The sequence below is a fragment of the uncultured Shewanella sp. genome (assembly GCF_947501225.1).
In the GTDB taxonomy this organism is placed as follows: Bacteria; Pseudomonadota; Gammaproteobacteria; order Enterobacterales; family Shewanellaceae; genus Shewanella.
In genome coordinates this window covers 105,544-128,335 of the sequence record NZ_CANMUW010000012.1, presented here as the reverse complement: position 1 = coordinate 128,335, position 22,792 = coordinate 105,544, and the positions used below count along the sequence as shown (strand labels likewise).

Below are 22,792 nucleotides of genomic sequence, written 5' to 3'. Positions count from 1 at the left end.
CTTTGGCATTAAGGCTGCCGGGTACAGCAAAAAGGTTGTTAGAGAAATTTTTGCACGTACCAGCAGCTTGTCTCGATAGCGAGCCGCTCAGATCTGGCCCAGCTTAGACCATGACGGACCAGCTTCTCGGCCAAGCCTTGTCCTCTGAGCCCTGTTGGAACAAAAGTATGGGTGAAATTAATCCGGTCATCAAAAAGATCATAGGAGAGGCTTGCCCGCGCCTGGCCCATATCAATAACAAATTGGTGTTCATCGAGTAGATGAACTACCTCTGTGTCATCTACATTCATATGCCAACCTCTTCATATCTGTGCATTAAGCAGCTGTAGTTTCATGGGACTTGAGGGCATCGAGAAGTTCGGGCGTCAGCTCGGCCTTCCTGCCCGTCTTGAAGTTAAACATCACCACCTGTGAGCTGCCTAAGGTGGTTACCGCTTCTTGTGCCTTACTATATACACTGTAGTGCATCATAAAGCGGTCTTTTTTGATATTACTGATGGAAACTCCCACCAGTAGGGTGTCGGGGAAGGTGACCGGTCGCTTGTAGCGGGCCCTGTTTTCACTGATCACCGGGCCGACCTGATCACTTTGAAGATCGGTGAGTAGCTTTATCTGATTGAAAAAGTCGATTCGGGCGGTCTCGAAATAGCGGAAGTAAACCACATTATTCACGTGCTGCAGTGCATCCATCTCGCCCCAGGCTACCGGTATCTCGGTATAGATGGGGTACTCCTTGATAAACTTGTCCATTTTCGGCCTGCATTCAAACGGTTGTTTAACTTGTGGCTCAGCATAGCAGCATGTCATAGTGGCAACAAGCTTATAGCCCTTAGACTTGAGAGTGGATATGAAAGCGATACTCTTCGTTATTATGCTGGTACTTGTTCCAGCTTGCTTTTCACCTGATGCGGCAGCCTTAACCCGGCAGCAGTATCTTCCCGCCGATACTCCCGAAGATAAGCGGGCGCGCGATCTGATCGAGTCAGTGTCTGAGCAGATGCAGCTTCTGTTCGATGATCACCTTCCCATCAAGCAGAGATTAACGATTTTGTTTGGTGCGGAAGATGGCCCCCTGTTTGATCCGGAGCGGATGCAGATATGGATTCCTTATCAGTTTGTCACCGAGGTGCTTAAGCGCTTCGAAGGTGACGACTATCAGCAAACAGGGGTGACGGCGGTCGAAGCGACTCAGGATGCGCTTATGCATACCCTGGCCCATGAATATGGTCATGCTTTTATCCATAGTAACCGGGTGATAGTGCTTGGCAGAGAGGAGGATGCCGTCGATACTCTGGCGACGCTGCTCCTGCTCAACTCCTTCGAGGAGGGTGACGAGATTGCCTTGAGCGCCGCCGATCTCTTCGCCCTTGAAGATGAAGAGGTTGACAGTTTCGATGATGATCACTTTTGGGACGAGCATAGCTTAGACGCACAGCGTTACTTCGCGACTCTATGCCTTATCTACGGCAGCGATCCTGAAAAGAACCGGGAGATCATCTCCAAAGCACAGCTGGAGATGGAGAGGGACAGCTATTGCGAAGAGGAGTACTTTCGCCAAACGGAAAATTGGGACAGGTTGAAGGAGATGTACCCGGTTGAGCCGTTATCGAAAGAATAAGCTGTTCAATATTGGAAGATAAGTGTTCTGATCGCCAGGGTCTTAAGCGTTCCAGACGCTTCGAAGACATTTCCCATCTGACCCACACGGACGTGGGAAATGCCTAAGTGATATCAGGAATACCACAGGCCCTATGGGTCAGTGGCGGGAATGCCAACAAATGTACGACTGAATGGACTCAAGAGGTAGAGTAACGCAGGACGCAGTTACCGAGGGAACATTTGTGGCCAGACACAACGAAGATTTTATGCCATCCATGGCAAATCTTCATAAGTGTTCCAGACACAAAAAAGGCACTCTTCGAGGAGTGCCTTTAACATTATTCAATATGAATAAGCTTAGAAGCTGAGCTCTTTGAAGCTGCTTATCTGCTTATGGGCTCCGGTACGCTGACCCTCTTCCCGAACCATCTGTAGTGTGCGCATGCCGGCTTCCTCTGCGGCTTTCAGCTCTTCGACCACATCAGAGATAAACAGTATCTGCTTAGGTGCCAGGCTGATAGTGTTGATGATGTTGCTGTAAGCCTGTTTAAACAGCTTGTTGCCGGTACGCGTATCGAAGTGACCATCGAACTTAGGCGTCAGATCGCCCGCATCGCTATGACTGAATAGCAGCTTTTGCGCTTCGGCCGAACCGGAGGAGAAACTATAGAGGCGCATATTCTGCTGCTTGATCGATTCGATGGCCTCGATAAAGTCAGGGAAAATATGGCCGGTGAACTCACCCTTGGCATAACCCTGTTTCCAGATCAGGCCCTGAAGCGTCTTCAGCGGTGTCGCTTTGCGGTCTTCGGTAACCCACTGCTGCAGGATCTCGATGACTCGCTCCAGCGAAGCCTCCGGCTCTAGTGCAATATCTCTGACATCGCAGATGCAGTTTTCTACCAGAACATTGTGTTCATTCTCTCTAAGAAAATCGGGTAAGGCTTTGGCTGAATAAGGAAAAAGTGTGTCCTTAATAAAGCTAAGGTCGGTTGTCGTACCTGCTGTATCTACAACTATGGCTCTGATACCCATAATGTCTGCTTACTCCACAATATCTTGGCTAAAAATGCATCTGCAAAATTTCAATTCAGATCCTAAGCTGAAACGCATAATTTGGCCAGTTAATTATCGTCTCAGCTTGGGGTCGATTCGGCGAATAAGGGTAAATTGATGTATCTGCCGATTCAGATACAGGCGTTATACCATCAACTAAAGTCGCTTTGATTAAAATCTAAGCGAATACCATACTGTTTCATTCAACTATTATTTCAACGGATAGAGAGTGAAAATATGAAAGGAAGCATTTCTATTTATACACTGGGACTCGTGGTTCTTTTGTGCTGTCCGGCCGCAGAGGCTAAGAGCAAGGTTAGTTCCATGCCTGCTCAAATCACTGCGTGTGACAGCACGGATTGCAGCAGAACATTCCAGGAATACAAAACACTGGCTCGGTATGGTCACTCCGATGCCATGTATACCCTGGCCGAGCTCTATCGCCACGGTTACGGCACCGAAGTCGATATGCGCTTAGCCACCAAGTGGTACCGGCGCTCTGCAAAGTATGGTAACCCGTTTGCTCAGTATAAAGCCGCCATCATCTATCTGCAGGAGAGTGAAACTCAGGATATTGAAAAAGCGATGAGGTACCTGAGGGCCGCAGACAGAGAGGATCTCGATGAGGCGACTCACCTGCTCGGTTTGCTCTACCTGGAGGGGGAGTTGATAGGGGAAGATCGAGTCAAAGCGAAGGAGTACCTATCCAGAGCTTTCGAAAATGGCCATCAAGATACTATCAATGCATTAGCGAGTATCAGCAAGATTCAGTTAGAACTCACGGATAGAGATATTACGAGCGAAGAAGCCCTGGCTTCGCAACCGGCTCCTGTAGGCGAGATGGAGGTCATTGAGGTGAGTGCTCCCTCACTGGAGGAGGTGCTCACCTATCATATTGCTACGCTTCGGGGGACGGTCCCCGATGCGGGAGGCACGACAGGAAGCTTGCTGCGGGGGCGAACCTGTTCAGAGATGATAGCCTGTAATACCGAGTCCGATCGCGAACGAATTCGTGAGTTTCTGATGTCGACCTGGTAGCTGGGGCACCATGCGGCGCTTCAAGGTGCCGCAGCTCACCCCATGTGGTTTGTAATCTCCCTGTGCATGTTGTAGCTTTGTTAAATCTACTCAAAATAGAAAGCGAAACGCCGTTGTCGAACTCATACAGGGAAGGTTCATGCTCAGAAATACCGCTTTTATCGTCGCCCTATGCATATCCGGAATGCTGTTCAGTGTTAACCTTTTTGCCAAAGACTCGACGGCGATAACCCGCCTGAGTCAGGTGGAGAGGCTGACCGTTTCATCGGATCAGTTTAAAGAGCCAGCCGAATTTATCGTTACTCTGCCTCCGAGTTATGGCAAGAAAAGTGATAAAGAGTATGTGGTTCTGTTGGACTTTCACCCTCGCAGTCAAGCTTACCTGAGTGGTATGCATGACTGGATGAGCCATAATGGCGACTGGCCCTGGCTTGAAACCATTATCGTGACCGCTCCCGATGGCCATGCCGGATTGGGAGAGTTGAAGGTACAGGCCATAGAGGAGCAGGGCAGTGATCTGCTGCTGGACTTTATGGAGCAGGAGCTGCTACCGGCAATTGATAAAAAGTACCGGACCAATGGCTTTCGTATTCTCAATGGTTTCACCGGCAATGGGGGCCTCACTCTCTACACCCTGCTCAATCGTCCCAGCCTGTTTAATGCCTATTTCGCCGCCAGTCCGGTGCTGAGCCGGGACTTTGCCTACGTCATCAAGGACGCCCCCAAGAAACTCGCGGCCATGAAAGGCAAGCCAAGGTTTCTGCTGATGAGTACCAGTGACAGCGGCTTCGAGCAGCGACAGCTGGCTAGTTTTGCAGAGATGGAGTCAATTATAAAGAGCAACGCCAATGAGCTGCTGGATCACCATATCAAGCGTTTCGATGGCAGCTACTATATGACGCAGCCGATCCTGGCGACCGCCTATGGTATCGAGCTGCTCTTTAATGACATTCATCAGGTGCTGAAACCAGATTCTGAGATCTCAAGTCGGGGGGCCCAGGCGATACTGGAGTACTACCGTTATCTCTCTGATGAGAAATATGGTTTCGAGGTTCCCGCCACCGACTCTCTGATCGCCCTGGCCAAGGCCGAGTCGAGCCGGGATGCAGTAAAAGGGCTGGTGGTTTATCAGCTTGCGGTGGAGGCGGCACCTGAGTCACATACGGCTCACCATGCGTTGGCAAACGCCTATGCAGAGATGGAAGAGTTTGAGCTGGCCATCAGGCATGAACAGCTGGCGCTGGATAACACCGACCACCCGTTCTGGACCAAGAGATACTCAGAGAGTCTGGCGGCTTATAAAGATAAAAAACGGCTTTAAATCGCCAGCTATGACAAAGTGGGGGAGTTTGCTCCCCCAGCACTCCCTTCAACTCTTTTTCTGGCCGGGCGCATCGCCCCTGAAAACAGTCGGTAATTTCACGATAGATGTCACAGCAGGGATTTTGTCTTTATGCCGGTAAAAGGTTAATATGTAAACGCTTTTATGGACTCTTACTGTTATTCATTTTCCGGATGCAGTAAACACAACTATAGGGACAGCAATGAAATTCAACTCTCTGTTAACCGCAGCCATGTTACTGGCCGCAACGACCCCCGCTCTTGCCGCCGACGATCTGGGATTTTATCTGGGTGGCCAGGTTAATCACACCAATGTAGAAGACAATATCGGTACCTTAGATGAGTCTGCCATAGGAGGCGGCGTCTATGGCGGTTACAACTTCAATGATACCTTTGGTATCGAGGCAAGCTTTTTTTTGACCGATAGTTTTATTGATGAGATGGACTTGAGGATTGCGGCGGTGACACTCTCCCCCGTGATTAGACATGCCTTTACCGACAGTGTCACCGGTTATCTGAAGGCGGGCTTGATCGTCAACAAGACCTACAGCAACGATGACGGTGTTGACGAAGATTATCGCGGCACAGGCTGGCTGTTTGGCGCCGGTGTGGATGTGACTCTGACAGAGTCTCTGGCGTTGCGTCTCTCTTATGAGATGAGCGAAACTGATCCTGAATACAGCGAGCTGGAAGATTATTATGCCGATATCAGCCTGAAGCAGTTTGGTATCGGGTTACATTACAGATTCTAGCTACCTATGTATCGATCATAGGTCTACTCGTTTTCTGTTTTCCAAACTTCGTTTGGATCAAAGTCGTGGAATTCCATTCCACACCAGGGCAAGGAGGACTGCTCGTCCTCGCCCTCCTTGCACCCACCCTAACGCCCCGGCGAAGTTGTGGTCCTTCGGTCTTTCTTGAAAAGACCTAGCGTTTCCGATGGGGCATCCAAGCCCCCCGAAAACTAGCCCCACATCCATGTGGGTCTTACGCTATTTTCTACGACACCCTCAGGCAACTTCCAACGGGGATTTATCGTATCTACAGAGAAGTTTGGGTATACATAACCAAATCATGTTTAGTTGATTCGTGTCCAATAAAACCAACTACCTTGTCTATTTGTAAGTTAAAATTACTCTATTAGTGAATGGCCATCATTCATCAGAATAAGAATGAGAACTCTATAGTTCTTTCTTTTGCAGTGGATTCATTAGGAGGAAATGTGGAGTTATCTGAATTTTTGTTGGGTGAGAGAGAGTTGAAAGAGTGGACTCGTGAGGGGGAGCTTATTCCTGACCCAAACCTTATTTGGAATATTGACCATTTAGCTAGCTTTATTCAAATGGAGTTAGACTCTTGGAAGGTGCATTGCGAGATAGTCGACAATAGGTTAGCTGTAACTTCTGAGGTGATGTGTAGTTTTATTTTGTACGAAAAGGAAAATGTAAGGTTCTATATAAAATCACTTTTTGACATAGCCACATACTATGTTGCATGCATTCAAGCTCTGGATAAATTACTAACACAACTTTATAAGTTGAGCTCGAAATATTATAGGTTGAAGGTAAAAAAACCAAAGTTGGAAATAGATAAATTGTTTCATGCTAAGGCTCAATTTATTCGAGATAAATCATTTATTCACCAGAATTCAGAACAAATTTCTAACCCTATGGATAAGAGAGCTGCAATGTCTTGGACTCCAAACATATCCTTTAAGAGTGGTGATAAACCTAACTGTGAAAACTATAAGTTCGGTGATGGTAAGTGGTGGGTAAAGGTAAATGGTATTAAAACTGAAACAGAGATTGATATTTCAACTAATGGTTTAGTTGAGTTTGCCACTAAAGCTCAAGAGCAGATTGAAATTCGCAAATCAAGAGTGATTCATTATTACAATGAGATAAAAGAAAATAAGCTATTGGAACCTGATCCCGTAGTTATTCCTGTTAAATAGAGATTTTTTTAAACTACTACGGCTAAATCGAAGAGATTAATTACCTAGTGTAGGTGCGGCTGCGAGCTTCGATGACAGGGTGAGGTATCACAAAGTGATACTCTTCGAACGAGAGGCAAGGATGCCGAACTGGATTTTAAACATGGAGGTTGTTTGAAATCGCAGAGCGCCCATGGATGGACTTTTATGAAATCAAAAGCCAGCGAACCTGGGAAGTACTTGCATATCTCGTTTTATTCAAACCTAATTCGAAGAGATAGCTAACTCGGTGTAGACGCAGCAGTGGGCGTTGGTGGCATGGATGCCACCGTCGAGCTTATAGGGATATACTTGCAGCGTACCACTGAAGTGTCTGCACATTCCCCGCTGGGAGGCGATTGATAACCATGAAGCCATGGTTATCAATCAAGCCCGCTAAATATCAATACCCGTTAGGGTTACGATAAATAACGATGAGTCTGCCTCATCGCTCAGGCCGCCAACCTACTGATGGACCAAGTGTCCGGCCTTCACTACCTCAAGGCACACCCCTACGCCATAGGAGTAGGCAAGCTGAGCAGGTGTCGTGATATCCCACAGACAGAAGTCCGCCTGCATCCCAACCTCCAAAATGCCCACATTATCCTCTATTCCCAACGCCTTGGCGGCATTGCGCGTCATCCCCGCAAGCGCCTCCTCCGGTGTCAGGCGGAACAGGGTACAGCCCATGTTAAGCATCAACAGGCTGGAGCAGAGCGGCGACGATCCCGGGTTGTAGTCGCTGGCCAGCACCATAGGTACCTTATGTTTACGCAACAGCTCAATCGGCGGCATCTGAGTCTCGCGCAGGAAGTAGAAGGCGCCGGGAAGCAGGGTGGCGCAGGTGCCACTCTGACTCAGGGCTTTAACGCCCGTCTCGTCCAGATATTCGATATGGTCCACCGACTTGGCGCCAAGGCCGGCGGCCATCACCGAGCCCCCAAGGTTCGAGAGTTGCTCCGCGTGAAGCTTGATATCGAGTCCGGCATTTTTCGCCGCGCTCAGTACCCGCTCGGTCTGTTCGACGCTGAAGGCGATATTTTCACAGAAAACATCGGCCGCATCGGCAAGGTTTTCCCCGATAACCGCGGGTAGCATCTCGTCTATCACTAAGTTCACATAACCTTCGGCGTTGTCTTTATACTCCGGCGGAATGGCATGGGCACCTAAGAAGGTGGTTTTGACATCGACATGGTGATGCTTGCCAAGCTCGCGGGCGACGCGCAGCAGTTTGAGCTCGGTCTCTGTTTCCAGGCCATAGCCGGATTTGATCTCGACCGTGGTGACTCCCTCTTTCGCCAAGGCGTTAAGACGTTTTCGGCCCAGCTCAAAAAGCTCTCCTTCGCTGGCTTCACGGCAGGCTTTAACGGTGGAGATGATACCGCCGCCGCTGCGTGCTATCTCTTCGTAACTCGCCCCTTGAAGTCGAAGTTCAAACTCGTTTGCCCGGTTACCGGCGAATACTAGATGGGTGTGAGCGTCGATGAGTCCCGGCGTGATCCAGGCGCCTTTGCCCCTGTAAACCGGCGTTGACAGCACATCGAATTCGGGGAGTTCTGAGCGAGGGCCTATCCAGGCTATCCGGCCCTCTTTCACCGCAATGGCTGCATCGGTTATCGCTCCGTAAGGCGCTGATACTGAAGGAGACATAGTCGCAACGTTGACGTCAATCCAGACTTGATCCCAAGACATATTTTTCCCTCACTCTTGAACTGTTCATCTTCTTTTGGAAATAAAAGTTGTGATCCAACTTGTATTTACTTGTATATACAAGCTAGGATTATAGCCGAGTTATTGAACATTATGGAAGACCTCAGAGCGAGAATACTTTGAGGACAGGTACCACCGACGAGTGACGAATGGTGTAACCGCCGACGTAAGCACAAGTGTAGTGGACAATCAGAGGATTGGTATGGCAACGCCCAAGTTTGCAGAGATAAAGCAGTATATTTTAGCCCGCATCGAATCCGGTGAGTGGGAGGAGCATAGCCGTGTTCCCTCGGAGAACCAGATGGCTGAGCTGTTTGAATGCAGCAGAATGACGGCGCGCCGCGCGTTAACTGAGTTGACCGACGATGGTGTGTTAGAGCGCTCTCAAGGGTTGGGCACTTTCGTCGCCGAGCTAAAATCTCAGTCCTCCATGATGGCCATTCGCAACATTGCAGATGAGATTAAGGACAGGGGTCATGGCTATAGCGTTAAGCAACTCGAGCTGACTCAAACCGACGCGACAGCACCCATAGCCATCGCCCTGGGGTTGGAGATCGGGACTCAGGTCTACTACTCGGTGTTGGTTCACTGTGAGCAAGGTGTACCGCTGCAGCTGGAGGAGCGTTTCGTTAATCCTAAGTTGGTTCCGGATTATCTGCTGCAGGACTTTACCCTGCAGACGCCCCACGAATATCTGTCCCAGGTTGCCCCGCTTACCGAGGCTCGTCATACCCTGGAGGCCGTGGTGGCCAATGAGCACAATCGACAACATCTTGAGATAGAGCCGAGCGAGCCCTGTCTGCAGATCATTCGCCGTACCTGGTCACGCAAGGGAGTGGTGAGCTACGCCAGGCTGATCCATCCGGGGACAAGATTCAGATTAGGTGGTCACCTGACTTTCTAAAAATATATATCGATGGCTTGGTTTTATTTCTGAGCCATTCAAGCAACACAAGTAAAGCAATAAAAATAACAGCAATACGTCTCTCTACTCTCAATGGGGAGTGAGAGGGCAAAAATAAGCACCAACAAATTGAAATGAGGTTACGCAAGATGGATAAGAGACACGACCCAAGCCGTCGCATCATAGCGCCACACGGCACAAAGTTAAGCTGTAAGAGCTGGTTAACCGAAGCGCCTATGCGTATGTTGATGAACAACCTGCACCCCGATGTTGCCGAGCGCCCGGAGGACCTGGTGGTTTATGGCGGTATCGGACGTGCGGCCCGTGATTGGGAGTGCTACGACAAGATAATCGAAGTGCTGCAGCGTCTGGAAGAGGATGAGACCCTGTTGGTTCAGTCGGGTAAGCCTGTCGGTGTCTTCAAGACCCACAGTAACGCGCCGCGCGTGATCATCGCTAACTCTAATCTGGTGCCGCACTGGGCTAACTGGGAACACTTCAACGAGCTGGATAAGAAAGGCCTGGCCATGTATGGCCAGATGACGGCGGGCTCCTGGATCTATATCGGCTCGCAGGGGATCGTGCAGGGCACCTACGAAACCTTCGCCGCCATGGCGAATAAACATTTCGATGGCGACTCATCGGGTAAGTGGATCCTGACCGGTGGTCTGGGGGGCATGGGGGGCGCTCAGCCGCTGGCCGGCACTATGGCCGGTTACTCGGTATTGGCCTGTGAAGTGGATGAGACCCGTATCGACTTCCGTCTGCGTACTAAATATGTGGATAAGAAAACAGACTCCCTCGATGAAGCCCTGGCGATGATCGATGAGGCGAACAAGAGCGGTAAGCCTGTCTCTGTGGGTCTGCTTGCCAATGCTGCCGACGTATTTGCCGAACTTGTCGAGCGCGGTATCACTCCGGATGTGGTGACCGATCAGACATCGGCACACGATCCCCTCAATGGCTACCTGCCACAGAACTGGACGCTAGAATACGCCGCCGAGATGCGTAAGAAAGATGAGGCGGCCGTGGTGAAGGCGGCTAAGCAATCTATGGCGGTGCAGGTCAAGGCGATGTTGGCACTGCAGGCTGCCGGCGCCGCGACCACCGACTATGGTAACAACATACGTCAGATGGCATTCGAAGAGGGGGTTGAAAATGCATTCGACTTCCCTGGTTTCGTACCTGCCTATGTTCGCCCTCTCTTCTGTGAGGGTATTGGTCCGTTCCGCTGGGCTGCACTATCCGGCGACCCGGAAGATATCTATAAGACAGACGCCAAGGTTAAGGAGCTGATACCTGATAACCCACAACTGCATAACTGGCTGGACATGGCCCGTGAGCGCATCGCGTTCCAGGGGCTGCCATCACGTATCTGTTGGGTTGGCCTGAAAGACCGTGCCCGTCTGGCACTGGCCTTCAACGAGATGGTTAAAAATGGCGAACTTTCGGCACCGGTTGTCATCGGCCGTGACCATCTGGATTCAGGCTCGGTTGCCAGCCCTAACCGTGAGACTGAGTCTATGCTCGATGGTTCCGATGCAGTTTCAGATTGGCCATTGATGAATGCATTGCTGAATACGGCGAGTGGTGCGACCTGGGTTTCACTGCATCACGGCGGTGGTGTGGGGATGGGCTTCAGCCAGCACTCGGGTGTGGTTATCGTTGCAGACGGTAGTGATGAGGCCGCGGTTCGTTTAGGCCGTGTGCTATGGAATGACCCTGCGACAGGTGTGATGCGTCACGCCGATGCCGGATACGATATCGCTAAGAATTGTGCAAAAGAGCAGAAGTTAGATCTGCCGATGTTGGAGAAGTAATCCATGAGTCATTTAGTACTAAATCCGGGGACCCTGACCCTTTCTCAAATCCGAGAGATCAGTCGTGGCAAGGTAAGCCTTGAGCTTGCCGACAGTGCAATTGCCGACATCAACACCAGTGCCGGCCTGGTTCAGCAGGTGTTAGATGAAGGCCGCACGGTTTATGGTATCAATACCGGCTTCGGTCTGCTGGCTAACACTAAGATCGCTGCCGATGATCTGCAGCTACTACAGCGCTCAATCGTGTTGTCGCACGCTGCCGGTACCGGTCAATATATGCAAGATGCCACCGTGCGCCTGATGATGGTGCTTAAGATCAACTCATTGAGCCGCGGCTTCTCGGGTATTCGTCTCGAGGTGATTAACTTCCTTATTGCACTGGTCAATGCCGAGGTTTATCCCTGTGTGCCGGAAAAAGGTTCGGTGGGCGCGTCAGGTGATTTGGCTCCTCTTTCTCATATGTGCCTGCCGTTACTCGGTGAGGGCGAGATGAGTTACAAGGGTGAGATACTGAGTGCCAAAGAGGGGCTGGAGATCGCCGGCCTTAAGCCTATTGAGCTTGCAGCGAAAGAGGGCTTAGCCCTGCTTAACGGTACGCAGGCATCGACGGCATTAGCCTTAGAGGGCTTATTCAATGCCGAAGATCTGTTTGCGGCCAGCTCTGTGGTCGGTGCGATGAGTGTCGAAGCAGCCATGGGCAGCCGTAGTCCGTTCGACCCCCGCATTCATGCGGCCCGCGGTCAGAAGGGGCAGATCGATTCGGCGGCCGTATTCCGTCATATCTTAGGTGAAGAGTCTGAGATCAGCTTGAGCCACGTGGATTGCGAGAAGGTACAGGATCCATACTCACTCCGTTGTCAGCCTCAGGTGCTTGGTGCGTGTTTGACTCAGATCCGTCATGCTGCAGAGGTGCTGGCTACGGAAGCGAATGGGGTTACAGATAACCCACTGGTGTTCCAGGATACCGGAGATATCATCTCGGGCGGTAACTTCCACGCCGAACCGGTTGCCATGGCGGCCGATAACTTAGCGATTGCCATCGCCGAGTTAGGCTCTATTGCCGAGCGTCGTATCGCCCTGCTTATCGACTCTAATCTCTCTAAGCTGCCGCCTTTCTTAGTCGAAAATGGCGGGGTGAACTCAGGTTTCATGATCGCTCAGGTGACCGCCGCGGCTTTAGCCTCTGAGAATAAGACCTTTGCTCATCCGGCGTCTGTCGATAGTCTGCCCACATCGGCAAACCAGGAAGACCACGTCTCTATGGCGACATTTGCGGCGCGCCGTCTGCGTGACATGTCAGAAAATACCCGTGGTGTGTTGGCTGTCGAGTTGCTTGCATCGGCTCAGGGACTGGATTTTCGCCGTCCTCTGCAGCCAAGTGACACCGTCAGCCAGGCAAAGGCCGAGCTGCGCGAGTCAGTGACCTACTACGATAAGGACCGTTTCTTCGGCCCGGATATCGAGGCTGCCACCGACCTGCTGATATCTGCAAGCTTCAACGCATACCTGCCTGCCGGGATACTGCCAAGCCTGTAAGTCATCGGCATTGCTCGGAAGGATAAGCTGAAAGTAAAAGTCGAAAGGGCCTCTGGGCCCTTTTTTATTGTCTGCAGGTAAAGCTTTAACCCTGATACTCCATAGGTCTTAAGGCTTTTGTCTGTGTTGTACCGGTCAGGTGATTGCATTAGCTTAGCTTGATGAGATGGAGCCAACTAACGGAGTAGAATATGAGCCATCAGGCCTTTCAGGACTGCTATCCGCAGGAGTTGAGCCACTGCTATGGCTGTGGCAGGAATAACCCCCATGGTCATCAGTTGAAGAGTTACTGGGATGGTGATGAAACCCGGGCTGTCTTCATGCCGCAGTCGTTTCATACCGCTATGCCCGGGTTTGTCTACGGTGGACTGATTGCGTCGTTAATTGATTGTCACGGGACGGGAACAGCATCGGCCGCAGCCTATAGAGAGCAGGGGCGGGAGCTGGGCTCTCTCCCACAGGAGCGGTTTGTTACAGCCGCACTGAATATCGATTATCTGGCGCCTACGCCCATGGGGGTAGAGCTTGAGCTGCGTGGAGTGATCCGTGAGGTTAAGGCGCGAAAAGTGGTCGTGGATATCACACTCAGTGCCAAGGGAAAGGTCTGTGCCAGGGGGCATATGGTGGCAGTGAAGATGCCCGACACCATGATGAGCTCTGATGCCGTTAATGAAAAAAGGCCGGAGGCTATTCGATAGCCTTCGACCCCGGGTAGATAGGTTCGAGGGGGAATTTTGCCCCCTTGCAGGATCACATGCGTGAATCCATCTCGCCAATCTTGATACTCATCAGCTCTTTGGTCCATTGAGATTTGTCTATGCCCTCTATCCAGAAGGTCTTGCTCTGACGCTGCTCACCCTGACGCAGGTAGGTGTTGGCCATCCTGAAGATCGCCTTCCACACCTTGACCGTCTCTGTTTTCAGCTGCTTACCACTGTCATCGAACAGGGTGATATCGAGTTCTATCAGGACATAATTTTCAGAACTGGTACTGGCAAGGTCAAATGTCAGACCGAGCCTGTCGTTAGCATCCCACTCACTCTTCAGCAGGCTGACTTTTACTCCGGCTTTTGCGGTTTTGTTCATCAGCGCGGCGTGCTGCATCGCGCTGGCACTCAAGGTGGCCGTTGGCGTGCTTGTTGCCGGGGTTACCTGTGAAGCGCTTTGAGCCGCAACGGCTGGCGTCTCGGTTGCCTGGGCTTGTGTGGTAACGGGCTGTTGAGTGTCAAGGATGACATATTCCCAGGTGAAGTCATCGTTTAGCCGGACCGTGGCGCCATTTTCAAGGGTGACTCTGGCGACCTCTTCGGCCATGACAGGAACCGTAAATATCAGTAGAGCCAGTGAGGCGTATACCCGCAGTAGTTTATGCATGAGATTGAACCTTATTAAGGAGATGGCACTAGCATATACAAAAGGCGGGAAGATTTCATATAGGGAGACGCTATTTGTCGATCATTGTCGACCGGCCATAGGAGCGTACTTATTACATGGCATAGCCGATGCTGATCACCGCAGATTCTGAGGCTGAGTTGTACCCGGCACCGATCATCAAGCCTGAGTCCATCATATATCTCAGGCCAATTTCAGCTCCCCAGGAGGTGTCAGACTCCTCCTCCCACACCGGCTCACCGTCGATAATGAAGGGGACGATATTATTGGTGTAGTGAGACTCATGATTATATGAAGCAGCACCACCATAGATGCTGAAGCTGCTGCTCAGACTATAGCTGAGTCCAAAGCGCCACATGGTATCTTTGGTGTAACCTTCACCGGGCTCCGGAACATCCATATCATCTTTCTGGCTGGCCGCATAACCGATATAGTAACCCCAGTTGGCGTAATCTTTGTCGTAATGGTAGGGGGCTAAGGTGACGCCATACATCTTATTTGTTGCCGGAATATAGTCCAGACTGATGCTCATCTTAGGTTTATATGTGGGAGCGGTCTCTGACGCTGCCTGGTTAGCCGTCGCCGATAAACTGGTGAGAATAAGGCCCGAGGCGAGTATATATTTTTTCATCAGTAATATCCGGTTTCGACTTTAAAGCTGGATTGTTGTTAAACTTTTAGCCCTAGTCAATTATGAGTGCTAAAATTTCTTTTAAAATAGATGCTTGTAACTTTACTGTATCATTTATTGTACGTTATTGTTTCGGCTTGCCAGCGATGATTTAACAAACAGGTATCCTGGCCCCTGTCTCTAAGGAAAGGTTATTGTGGATCAAGAATTAAGGTTACAGATCTCTCAGTGGTTGTCGGATTGGGGGGTCAACAGCACGCCTTCTGATGGGGTTTCCACCTCGGTGCTGGTCTTTGCCAGCATGTTGCTGGCTATGATCGCCTATCTGATTGTCAGGAGAGGTGTCGTACGTACCATGAATATCGTTATCCAGCGCTCTAAGGTTAACTGGGACGATATCTTCATGTCACACAATGTGTTGGAGAAGTTTTCCTATATAGTTCCGGCCCTGGTACTTGACCTTCTTCTGCCTATTGCACTTACCGAGCACCACCTGCTGAGCTCCCTGATCGATCGCCTGGTGAGTGTCTGCATCGTAGTCATACTCATCCGTGCGGTATTCAGTGCGCTGGACGCCTTCAATGAGATTGCCGATGTAAACCTGGTCAGCCGGAGACTTCCGATAAAGAGTTTCGTGCAGCTGTTTAAGCTGTTCCTCTTCTTTGTTGCGGTCATCATCTCCATCTCCGTGATAGCCGATCAGTCTCCGGTCTACTTCCTCAGCGGTCTGGGTGTCGCCACCGGTTTGGTGATGTTGGTCTTCAGAGACACCATCTTAGGCTTTGTCGCCGGAATTCAGCTGGCGGCGAATCGCATGGTGAGCACAGGTGACTGGATCCAGATGGACAAGTACGGCGCCGACGGTGCGGTAGAAGAGGTCTCTTTGACGACGGTGAAGGTGCGTAACTGGGATAAGACCATCACCATGATCCCCGCCTATGCCCTGGTCTCTGATGCATTTAAAAACTGGCGTGGCATGTCAGAATCCGGAGGACGGCGCATTAAACGTTCCGTCTCCATCGATATCCATTCGATAGGCTTTTTGACCGAAGATGACAAGGTCAGGCTGGGTAAGATCAACCTGCTCAAACCTTACTTTGCGGCTAAAAGTGAAGAGTTAGCCGACTTTAACCGTCAGGTGGATGATGCCGATATGCCGGTAAACAGCCGGCACCTGACCAATATTGGGACTTTCAGGGCCTATTTGAAGGAGTTTGTGAGCAACCACGACAAGATCCATAAAGATATGACCCTGTTGGTGCGTCAGTTAGCGCCGACAGCAGAAGGGGTACCTATAGAGGTCTATATCTTCACCAATGATACCCGCTGGGCTTTCTATGAAGGGATTCAGGGCGATATCTTCGATCATATCTTTGCCATATTGCCCGAGTTCGGCCTGCGAGCTTTCCAGGGGCCGACGGGCTCTGATATCAGGAGTTTGAAAAACTCAATGTAGGAGCGGCTTTAGCCGCGAATCTTTCAAGAAACAGCAAGTCATAAGCTGTAAGTTTTAAGTGGTAAGTAAGAGCTATCCAGGCTTTGATTTAAACTTACCGCTTACCGCTTTTTTAACTCTCCTTCGTTACCAATATGGCCGCTAGGGTGATAAATACGCCCCCGCTGGTTCGATCGAACCAGTGCAGCTTATTACTGGTTTTGAGTGTCGGTGCCAGCACATTCGCCATGCTGGCATAGATCATCACGAAGCTGAAATCGACCACCGCCCAGGTGATAGCCAGGGTCGCCAGCTGTGGACCCTGTGGGGCCGTAACGTCGATAAACTGCGGAAACAGGGCACCGAAGAACAGCAGATCCTTGGGATTGCTGATCCCGACTAAAAAAGCCTGTTTAAACATCTGCCTGGGACTACCTTTCCCCTTGATGTGTTGCAGGTCCAGACCCTGGGCACTGGCCTTGGTGAGCAGGAGCTTTATTCCCAGAAATACCAGGTAGGCGGCGCCACAGTATTTTAATATCGTAAACCCATATTCGGTTGCGCTTAACAGGGCACCCAGGCCTGCGGCGGATGCGGCCATCAAGATAAGGGCCGAGGTCACACTGCCCAGCGCGGTGGCTAAACTGCGACTCTTACCATAATGGATCCCATGGCTCATCGACAATACGGCCATGGTGCCGGGAGCTACGGCAATGAGAAGCACCGCGAATAGATAGAGCAGCCAGGTATCGAATATCATAGATTGTATAAAATTGTGGGTGGTGACCGCACTATAGCGGTCAGAGGTTTATTAGGCAATCTCAGACAGTTGAAAATTCAGCGGGTTCAGGGTTGGAAATCGGGTATGACCTTAGGGTGTCGGCCCCTGATTGAGCGATAGAAGGCGATGATCTGATCCATATCCTGCTGCATATCTTCGCTGGTCAGGACACCCTGTGGGATGATCACTCTCTTGTTACCAAAATCCAGCCCTACGGTAATTATCGGCACCCTGGCCTTGCTCGCGATATGGTAGAAACCGGTTTTCCAGCGTTTTACCGGGCTCCTGGTTCCCTCAGGCGCCAGCGCCAGACTGAAGCTGGGATCTGATTCGAAGATCTGTACCACAGCATCGACCAGGTTGTTGCTTCTGGTGCGGTCGACCGGCCTGCCGCCTATTGCCTTAAAAAACCAGCCCCAAGGTGGTTTAAACAGCTGATGCTTACCCAGGAAGTTAACCTTTGCGCCCAATGCGCCCCGAGCCAGTACTCCGATGATAAAATCCCAGTTGCTTGTGTGCGGACCAACGATAGCGATAAATTGACTGTCAGCGGGAAGGTTCCCGGAAATACGCCAACCGGTTAACTTCAAAACTAATTTACAAAACTGTTGAAACATATAAAAAAACTCAATGCCATATAAAATGGAGTCGGCCTCATTATATCGATTGTGATTTCACAATGGCGAGGCGTGAATTCGTTATTTGAGATAGTATATACCTAAGGCACTTGTCGACATACCGAATCCTGCATTTCGAGGAGGTTTGGGTATATAATCGATAGTACACCCAATTGCGCACTTTTGGAGAAAAGCATGTTTAAAAAGGGATTTTCAGCCTTGTTGATGCTACTTGCGTTTAGCGTTGCAGCCGTCCCAACTGACGATATCGCTCAGATATTGTCGATGCAGGAAGATGCGTGGAATCGTGGTGATCTCGACGCCTATATGCAGGGCTACTGGCGTAGCGATAAGATGCGTTTCGTCTCCGGGAAGAAGTTTCGCTACGGCTGGGAGGAGACGCTAGCGGCGTACAAAAAAAACTACCCGGACAAGGCGGCTCTGGGCACCCTGAAGTTCACCATCAAAGAGACCAAGATGCTAAGTAACTATGCGGCAATCGTGGTTGGACGCTGGCAGCTTACCCGGGTCAAGGATCAGCCCAATGGAGTGTTTACTCTGTTAGTGGAGAAAATTGATGACCGCTGGGTGATCACCCACGACCACACTTCAAATTAACCTGCAATGTAACAAGCAAGGCTTGCACTAACCATTAGTTTTATCTAATATCACGCAGTAATTAGAAAAAACTAATGGAATGGTGTTCAATGAATCGTCTCAGCCCGGCCCCCCTCGCGATAATACTTTTGATCTCTGCCTTTACGGTGAATGCCTCTCAGGAGCTGCATCGGGATGCGATGAGTTTAGTCAAACAGTTTGGTGCCACCCTGAAGCCTCAGCTTATACAGGCGATGAAGCTGGGAGGGCCTGAAAATGCAATCGATGTGTGTGCCGTTAAGGCACCTCAAATCGCACGGGAGCTCTCCGGGAAATCCGGTTGGAGTATTCGCAGAGTAAGCCTGAAAAACCGTAATGCCGGTGCTGTTGCCGATGCTTGGGAGCGAAGTGTGCTGGAGGAGTTTGAGTCGCAGCTTGCTTCAGGAAAACCGGCTAAAGCGTTAGAACGTGGCGAGCTAATCGATGGAGAGTACCGTTTCATGAAGGCGCAGGTCACGGCGCCTCTGTGCCTTAAGTGCCATGGCAGTAACCTCCCTCGCCCCCTGCTGGAGAAGATAAAGGTGCATTACCCCGATGATCTGGCCTTAGGTTATCAGGCTGGTGAAATCAGGGGGGCGTTCAGCCTCTCCTTTAAGGCTGAGTAGGTTCTACTGTGAACACTTGGCGGCCTAGGTTTCTGCCTTTGCCGTCATACCTGACCTCTGCGAAACGGCTCTTGCCCCGCTTATCCTGTAGTATGATGCTGGTGGAGCGGGTACCGTACTCTTCATGGCGAATAAATATCGAAGAGAGCAGGCGTTCCCACTCGACACCTATACCGGTTTGAGGCAGCTCCAGGTCGTCGGCCCGGGTCTCGTCCCTCATGATAGTGATCAGCTCATCAATATCGGGTTGAGTCGATTCGGTGATCAGTTTTTCCAGAGCCAGAGTTCCCCTTGCCATCTTGGGCCAGATATCGTCCAGTGCGCCGTTGCTGATCGAGTGAAACCCTGAGGTTAAACGGGTGAACTCATTTACGGCGCTGTTAAAACAGTAAAGCTCATCGCCATGGCCGAATATCAGGTTGAAAGGGTTATAGTTGTCGCTGTGTTCCCTGAGCCAGCTCATGGTGAGAGGCTTTTGCTGTAGCGCCTTAATCACCAGTTCGCCACGGCTTCTCATATTACTCTTCTGTCTCATAGGATCACGCAGGTTGGTCAAGGCAGAAAAGGCCCCCGCCTTGTTAATGCCCAGCCAGGTTCCGCCCGCTTCAAGATCTTTTCCAGCTAGCAGCTCGTTGTCGGGTTGCCACAGGTGTGCAGGCTCGGTAGGGCGATGATGAAACTCATCTCTGTTCGCACAGACTATCAGCGGATATTCAGGATGTTGATTCAGAGCAATAAAGAGAATGCACATAGATTTCGACGATAGAGGAGTATGGTTACAACTTAGTCTCTATGTCGTTTAAAAGCTATTAGAAAACTTTGGGCCGCTAGCTGTAAGTTATAAGCTGTAAGTAGGAGCAATACCGTAAAAGCTTGAGGCTATCAACTGTAGGAGCGGCTTTAGCCGCGAATTTTCCATGGGAAAACCTGTAAGTAAGAGCAGGAACTCCCAGCTGTCTCTGCTCCGTCTTGAACTTACAACTTAAAACTTACGACTTAAAACTATCTTACTAGCCTTTAATGGTCGTGCTTGTGATGATGCCCGTGGGAGTGGTCATGAGCTTTTGGTTTGAGCAGCACGATCCTTGCCATAAACTTTCTCGGGCCTAAGCGTAATAAGCTGGCGGCGAACAGTATGGCCAGAATGATCAGCGATAGTGTATTTATCGGATCGGCAAGGGTCAGCATGGTGTGCCATTGAGGCGCTATCATGGCTGTTATCAGTGAGCAGCTAAGTACCAGAGCGATAACCAGCACCCTGAGGTTCCAGTTCATCAGCTTTAACTGCGCGAGGTTAAAGATAGGCGCCGCGATCAGGGCCAGCATTACCGCAGGCATACTCCAACCACTATAAGCTAACGACAGTGCCAATACTGCTCCACCTAAGTTACAGAAACGCATCGGCAGAAACAGTAGCAGCAGCACAGCAACCTGGATTGCCGGATTAGCCAGAGGGACCGCCGGGTGGCCGATTAGGTTAGCGAGAACCAGGCTTAACAGTATCCAGGGCGCACTCCTGTCGACAAGATGAGCGAAACCGAAGCGCCAGGGGGACTTAGGCAGGGATATATGTGGATCTGTGGGCTCGACCTTGGCCCATGTAAGTAACACCCCGAGAAGTGTGAGACCCAGCAACTGGAACAGGGCAATAACGGGACCGAGCAGGAGCGCAGTGATAATCAGGGCTTCGGGCCCCGCTAAACGCTGTAACCATCTCTGGCCCAGCTCCCTATTGTGCGGAGATAAGCCGAAATTGAACCTGACGGCGGCAAAGGTATAGCTGAGCAGCAGTACCGGTGCCAGAGTCAGCATCCACTCTCCAAGCTGCTCGGTGCTGTGGTCGTGATGGTGGTGTTCGTGTCCGCCTGAGTCCATCATCAGTAACAGAAACAGTAAACCTATGCCGAGCAGGCTGCCGATCCCGGCATGGTATTCATACCTTCCCTGCTTATCCTCATGGCTCTGGCCATGTGGCTGGTGCAGGACAACATGAAGAATAGAGCCTGTGACAAAGGCCTGCAGGTATACGGTGTTATCCAGGCTCAGGTGAGCGAGCAGTTGCTCGCCGGCAAAGTAGCCAACACCTGTGAGCAGCATCATGCAAGCCAGCACGACCATAGCCCAGCGCGCTCCAACCTGTGGCTTGAGCAGCCACCAGATAGCCAGACCCACAGGAAGCCGATGAAGGATGACCCCCAGTGCCAGCAGAATCGAATTCTCATCTTGTTGGGCAAGCACCATGGCACCGCCGTCAGTGATGGTATGCAGCAGCAGACCGCCGATCCCGAGAATAAGCGTCAGATTATGAGTGACTTCTGAGTATCGATGGAAGAGTCGTTCACTGGCCGTGGGTCCCCAGAGGCCGATGATGACAAAGATGATGGCAAGAAAGCCGCCATGTTCCAGGAGCTCGGGTAAAATATGAACCAGCACTAAGCCGCCTAAGGAGACGAATATAAATCCATCCAGGCCTTTATGGAGTCCGTTTTCTGCCGTGAAGAAGCGATAGAAAATAGGACCTAACAATAGTGCGATACAACTGGCTAAAAGATAGAGCATGATTTCTTAAGAGGAGGCCTTGGAAAAACGACACATAGTATACCAGTCTTGTGACGAATAAGTAGAATTTACACACAGAACATAAAAACATCAGTTTAAGCGGGGATATTGAGCTGTCAAAGACGGTGATGTCAGCTGTTTTCGCGAGTTGTGAGCTTGCTGGTGTAATTTGTCTATGGAAGTGTTTGTAAAAGGTTATAGAATATAGGGATATATTGGCCTGTCACTAAGCACGTTTATGGATACCTTCTCCGCCGCAGTTATGCTGTTTCTTATCATGGATCCCCTGGGTAACTTACCCATTTTCGCCTCGATATTGCGCCATATTGAGCCTAAGAAACGTCGCCGGGTGCTTATCAGAGAGCTGATATTTGCACTGGTCATCATGCTGTTGTTCCTGTTTGCCGGTGAAGCTATTCTGAATTTCCTCAACTTAAAGTCTGAGTCGGTGAGTATTGCCGGGGGGATTATTTTGTTCCTTATCGCTATCAGGATGATCTTTCCCCAGCCCGGTGGTGTCGTAGGCCTGGCAGCGGGTGAGGAGCCCTTTATCGTGCCCATGGCTATCCCATTGATGGCGGGGCCTTCGGTATTGGCCGCGTTGATTCTGTTGGCCCACACCGACAGCTCCCGTATGTTGGACTGGACCATGGCCCTGCTGGCAGCGTGGGCGGCGAGCGCCGTCATTCTGCTCTTCTATAAGTTATTCACTAAAGTGCTCGGAGAAAAGGGCCTTACCGCGGTCGAGCGTTTGATGGGTATGGTTCTGGTGATGATCTCGGTGCAGATGTTCCTGGATGGCATTGCCGATTATATGTCCCACATAGGCCAGGTCGTTCAGTAAGATGAGCCATGAGCTAGACTGTAGGAGCGGCTATAGCCGCGAATGTATAATAAACAGATAGTTGTAAGCTGTAAGTCATAAGCCGTAAGTAAGAACAAAGCCTCAGCCGATATCCTTCACTGAGGCTTTTTTGTGTCTGGAACACTTATGCCACAGCCCATGGATGGAAAGCTGTGGTATTTGTGTTGCTTGCTACTCTTTCTCTTTTTATCACCTGCTCGCACCTTTCTCCGCTCTTAAAACTTACAATTTCTTCTCTCCCCTTGCTACACGAGTGGTTGAACAGGGGGAGGGG

24 protein-coding genes are annotated in these 22,792 nt (G+C 50.6%); 13 read left to right on the top strand and 11 right to left on the bottom strand.

What is annotated here, in order from left to right; all coding sequences use genetic code 11:
- Positions 1-38: 38 nt before the first annotated feature.
- Complete coding sequence (locus Q1B47_RS16350; RefSeq protein WP_299795856.1) at positions 39-230, bottom strand: GNAT family N-acetyltransferase; 192 nt, start codon at positions 228-230, stop codon at positions 39-41.
- An 85-nt stretch (positions 231-315) separates the two neighbouring features.
- A complete protein-coding gene (locus tag Q1B47_RS16345; RefSeq protein ID WP_299795784.1) occupies positions 316-750 on the bottom strand; it encodes a thioesterase family protein in 435 nt (144 codons plus the stop codon).
- Positions 751-847: 97 nt separating this feature from the next.
- On the opposite strand from Q1B47_RS16345, the gene Q1B47_RS16340 reads away from it, so the two are divergent.
- Entirely contained in the window at positions 848-1,618 is a 771-nt protein-coding gene (locus Q1B47_RS16340; RefSeq protein WP_299795781.1) for a DUF4344 domain-containing metallopeptidase, read from the top strand.
- 338 nt (positions 1,619-1,956) lie between these two features.
- Here Q1B47_RS16340 and mtnC read toward each other — a convergent pair whose 3' ends face one another.
- On the bottom strand, positions 1,957-2,634 hold the full coding sequence (gene mtnC / locus Q1B47_RS16335; RefSeq protein WP_299795778.1) for an acireductone synthase: 678 nt from the start codon (positions 2,632-2,634) through the stop codon (positions 1,957-1,959).
- A 345-nt stretch (positions 2,635-2,979) separates the two neighbouring features.
- Here mtnC and Q1B47_RS16330 point away from each other — a divergent pair, with 345 nt between their 5' ends.
- The 4 genes from Q1B47_RS16330 to Q1B47_RS16315 all read left to right on the top strand — a co-directional run bounded on the left by Q1B47_RS16330 (position 2,980) and on the right by Q1B47_RS16315 (position 6,988).
- Entirely contained in the window at positions 2,980-3,693 is a 714-nt protein-coding gene (locus Q1B47_RS16330; protein WP_299795775.1) for a tetratricopeptide repeat protein, read from the top strand.
- Positions 3,694-3,832: 139 nt separating this feature from the next.
- On the top strand, positions 3,833-5,014 hold the full coding sequence (locus tag Q1B47_RS16325; RefSeq protein ID WP_299795772.1) for an alpha/beta hydrolase-fold protein: 1,182 nt from the start codon (positions 3,833-3,835) through the stop codon (positions 5,012-5,014).
- A gap of 223 nt (positions 5,015-5,237) precedes the next feature.
- Positions 5,238-5,786, top strand: coding sequence for a porin family protein (locus Q1B47_RS16320; RefSeq protein ID WP_299795770.1), 549 nt, complete (start codon positions 5,238-5,240; stop codon positions 5,784-5,786).
- A gap of 470 nt (positions 5,787-6,256) precedes the next feature.
- Positions 6,257-6,988, top strand: a complete 732-nt coding sequence (locus tag Q1B47_RS16315) for a hypothetical protein (RefSeq protein WP_299795769.1) — start codon at positions 6,257-6,259, stop codon at positions 6,986-6,988.
- Positions 6,989-7,231: 243 nt separating this feature from the next.
- Here Q1B47_RS16315 and Q1B47_RS16310 read toward each other — a convergent pair whose 3' ends face one another.
- Positions 7,232-7,384, bottom strand: coding sequence for a hypothetical protein (locus Q1B47_RS16310; RefSeq protein ID WP_299795767.1), 153 nt, complete (start codon positions 7,382-7,384; stop codon positions 7,232-7,234).
- 87 nt (positions 7,385-7,471) lie between these two features.
- Positions 7,472-8,698: an imidazolonepropionase gene (gene hutI / locus Q1B47_RS16305; protein ID WP_299795765.1), complete on the bottom strand. Its 1,227-nt coding sequence runs from the start codon at positions 8,696-8,698 to the stop codon at positions 7,472-7,474.
- Positions 8,699-8,918: 220 nt separating this feature from the next.
- Here hutI and hutC point away from each other — a divergent pair, with 220 nt between their 5' ends.
- From hutC to Q1B47_RS16285, 4 genes are all read left to right on the top strand, one after another.
- Complete coding sequence (gene hutC, locus Q1B47_RS16300) at positions 8,919-9,620, top strand: histidine utilization repressor (protein ID WP_299795763.1); 702 nt, start codon at positions 8,919-8,921, stop codon at positions 9,618-9,620.
- A gap of 149 nt (positions 9,621-9,769) precedes the next feature.
- Entirely contained in the window at positions 9,770-11,440 is a 1,671-nt protein-coding gene (gene hutU, locus Q1B47_RS16295) for a urocanate hydratase (RefSeq protein ID WP_299795761.1), read from the top strand.
- Between the two features lie 3 nt (positions 11,441-11,443).
- Entirely contained in the window at positions 11,444-12,976 is a 1,533-nt protein-coding gene (hutH, locus tag Q1B47_RS16290; RefSeq protein ID WP_299795759.1) for a histidine ammonia-lyase, read from the top strand.
- A 191-nt stretch (positions 12,977-13,167) separates the two neighbouring features.
- Entirely contained in the window at positions 13,168-13,674 is a 507-nt protein-coding gene (locus tag Q1B47_RS16285; protein WP_299795757.1) for a PaaI family thioesterase, read from the top strand.
- Positions 13,675-13,726: 52 nt separating this feature from the next.
- Here Q1B47_RS16285 and Q1B47_RS16280 read toward each other — a convergent pair whose 3' ends face one another.
- Positions 13,727-14,350: a DUF3157 family protein gene (locus Q1B47_RS16280; RefSeq protein ID WP_299795755.1), complete on the bottom strand. Its 624-nt coding sequence runs from the start codon at positions 14,348-14,350 to the stop codon at positions 13,727-13,729.
- 112 nt (positions 14,351-14,462) lie between these two features.
- Positions 14,463-14,999: an outer membrane beta-barrel protein gene (locus Q1B47_RS16275; protein ID WP_299795753.1), complete on the bottom strand. Its 537-nt coding sequence runs from the start codon at positions 14,997-14,999 to the stop codon at positions 14,463-14,465.
- A gap of 196 nt (positions 15,000-15,195) precedes the next feature.
- Here Q1B47_RS16275 and Q1B47_RS16270 point away from each other — a divergent pair, with 196 nt between their 5' ends.
- Positions 15,196-16,455 carry a mechanosensitive ion channel domain-containing protein gene (locus Q1B47_RS16270; RefSeq protein WP_299795751.1) on the top strand — a complete coding sequence of 420 codons (1,260 nt, stop codon included), beginning with the start codon at positions 15,196-15,198 and terminating at the stop codon, positions 16,453-16,455.
- Positions 16,456-16,567: 112 nt separating this feature from the next.
- Here Q1B47_RS16270 and Q1B47_RS16265 read toward each other — a convergent pair whose 3' ends face one another.
- On the bottom strand, positions 16,568-17,194 hold the full coding sequence (locus Q1B47_RS16265) for a LysE family transporter (protein ID WP_299795749.1): 627 nt from the start codon (positions 17,192-17,194) through the stop codon (positions 16,568-16,570).
- Positions 17,195-17,280: 86 nt separating this feature from the next.
- Entirely contained in the window at positions 17,281-17,832 is a 552-nt protein-coding gene (locus Q1B47_RS16260) for a lysophospholipid acyltransferase family protein (protein WP_299795747.1), read from the bottom strand.
- A gap of 195 nt (positions 17,833-18,027) precedes the next feature.
- Here Q1B47_RS16260 and Q1B47_RS16255 point away from each other — a divergent pair, with 195 nt between their 5' ends.
- Together Q1B47_RS16255 and Q1B47_RS16250 are read left to right on the top strand one after the other, a co-directional pair.
- Positions 18,028-18,450: a DUF4440 domain-containing protein gene (locus Q1B47_RS16255; protein ID WP_299795745.1), complete on the top strand. Its 423-nt coding sequence runs from the start codon at positions 18,028-18,030 to the stop codon at positions 18,448-18,450.
- 89 nt (positions 18,451-18,539) lie between these two features.
- Entirely contained in the window at positions 18,540-19,094 is a 555-nt protein-coding gene (locus Q1B47_RS16250; RefSeq protein ID WP_299795743.1) for a DUF3365 domain-containing protein, read from the top strand.
- On the opposite strand, the gene Q1B47_RS16245 is transcribed toward Q1B47_RS16250, so the two are convergent.
- Both Q1B47_RS16245 and Q1B47_RS16240 read right to left on the bottom strand, forming a co-directional pair.
- Positions 19,081-19,845, bottom strand: a complete 765-nt coding sequence (locus Q1B47_RS16245; protein ID WP_299795741.1) for an NRDE family protein — start codon at positions 19,843-19,845, stop codon at positions 19,081-19,083. The two genes, Q1B47_RS16250 and Q1B47_RS16245, sit on opposite strands and share 14 nt — an antisense overlap.
- Positions 19,846-20,111: 266 nt before the next feature.
- Entirely contained in the window at positions 20,112-21,653 is a 1,542-nt protein-coding gene (locus tag Q1B47_RS16240; protein ID WP_299795739.1) for a metal transporter, read from the bottom strand.
- Positions 21,654-21,891: 238 nt separating this feature from the next.
- Between Q1B47_RS16240 and Q1B47_RS16235 the strand changes: the two genes are divergently transcribed.
- Positions 21,892-22,497 carry a YhgN family NAAT transporter gene (locus Q1B47_RS16235; protein WP_299795737.1) on the top strand — a complete coding sequence of 202 codons (606 nt, stop codon included), beginning with the start codon at positions 21,892-21,894 and terminating at the stop codon, positions 22,495-22,497.
- Positions 22,498-22,792 lie beyond the last annotated feature (295 nt).